At 55.7% G+C, this 1,157-nt stretch carries 1 protein-coding gene; it reads right to left on the reverse strand.

Features of this window, described 5'->3' with window-relative positions:
• Window positions 1-584: 584 nt before the first annotated feature.
• The gene (locus tag SSA01S_RS19740) at window positions 585-1,028 is read right to left on the reverse strand and encodes a hypothetical protein (protein ID WP_156477982.1); all 444 of its coding nucleotides are present in this window, start codon (window positions 1,026-1,028) and stop codon (window positions 585-587) included.
• Window positions 1,029-1,157 lie beyond the last annotated feature (129 nt).

Below are 1,157 nucleotides of genomic sequence, written 5' to 3' on the forward strand. Positions count from 1 at the left end.
ACACTCTTGAGCGTGAGAGGCGCTTACCTGATTGGAACGGGTCAAAAGCGCAGGCACAAGACGCAGCTAGGCGGTGGGCGGCGAAGGTGCACGAGGTACCGTCCGCAGCAATGTCGAACCGATACGCTCGTTACATCTCCTTCCCGAACAAAACCTGCATTCAGTTGCGGCTCAAGGATGGTGTGGGAGGGATGCCAATTTACTGTTACCGAGTAGGCACTTTGTATCTTGTGGAGGAATACAGCAACGTAGAGTGAGGTTTCACGCCGGTTCGATATGTTAAGACCCGTTGCTTCGCTGTCCACCGATCCCGCCAAATTGCTGAGGCTAGCGATAGAAGATACGGTTGTTTTCGGCAGTAGGAGGCTTCGAAATGGGAGCGGTTTCATTGCTCCTTCATCCGGCGGTGCGAGCGGCCCGCATCGTACTTAGCGTCGGGCTTGCGGCTTATTTCATCTGGTTAATCTGGTCTGATGGACATGCTGGCTACGGGACGTGGGCTGCCACGCTATGCCTGATGATCTGGAACATTGCAGCAAGACGAGCGAAGACCGCGAACCTGCGTTAACGCCCATTAGCGGATGCTATGGGCCACACTTGGTTGCCGCATCGGCTCGGCTGTATACGACCGAGGTTCCATCCGCAGCGATGATCTCAAAGCGGCCGCTATATTCGCTGGGAGCGCGCATACGCGAAGCCGTCCCATTAGGGAGTAGTTCCCAGAAATATCCGATGCCGCGATCCGGCAAAAAATCATAGCCGCCCGTGCTGATGGGATGTAATCCCAGTGCCGGATTGACTGCCAAATGGTAACCGGCCTTGTATGGCTCGGCGATGTAAGTGAAAGAACTTTGACGACTATCGCCGACATATATGGCATCAAAGCGGATGTGGAGTGTTGGCGCACCCGCTGCTGTATAACACCCAATCACCTGCTGGCGACGTATTGGTTCGGCCTTTAAGAAGAGTGCGCCAAGCAACAACAATGCGGCAATTGGCGCTCCGAGAATTCCCCAGCCGATTACCATGTCCCGCGCTTTCGCGCCTTCAAAGAAGCCTTGGCAACGGAGGTCCATAAGGACGCTGCGTAGAGCATCGACGGCGCATCGGTGCAAGCCGCACGTCAGCTATCCACCCACGCCGGACGTTCATCCAAC

Origin of the sequence: Sphingomonas sanguinis NBRC 13937, from assembly GCF_001591005.1 — a bacterium.
Lineage (GTDB): Bacteria > Pseudomonadota > Alphaproteobacteria > Sphingomonadales > Sphingomonadaceae > Sphingomonas > Sphingomonas sanguinis.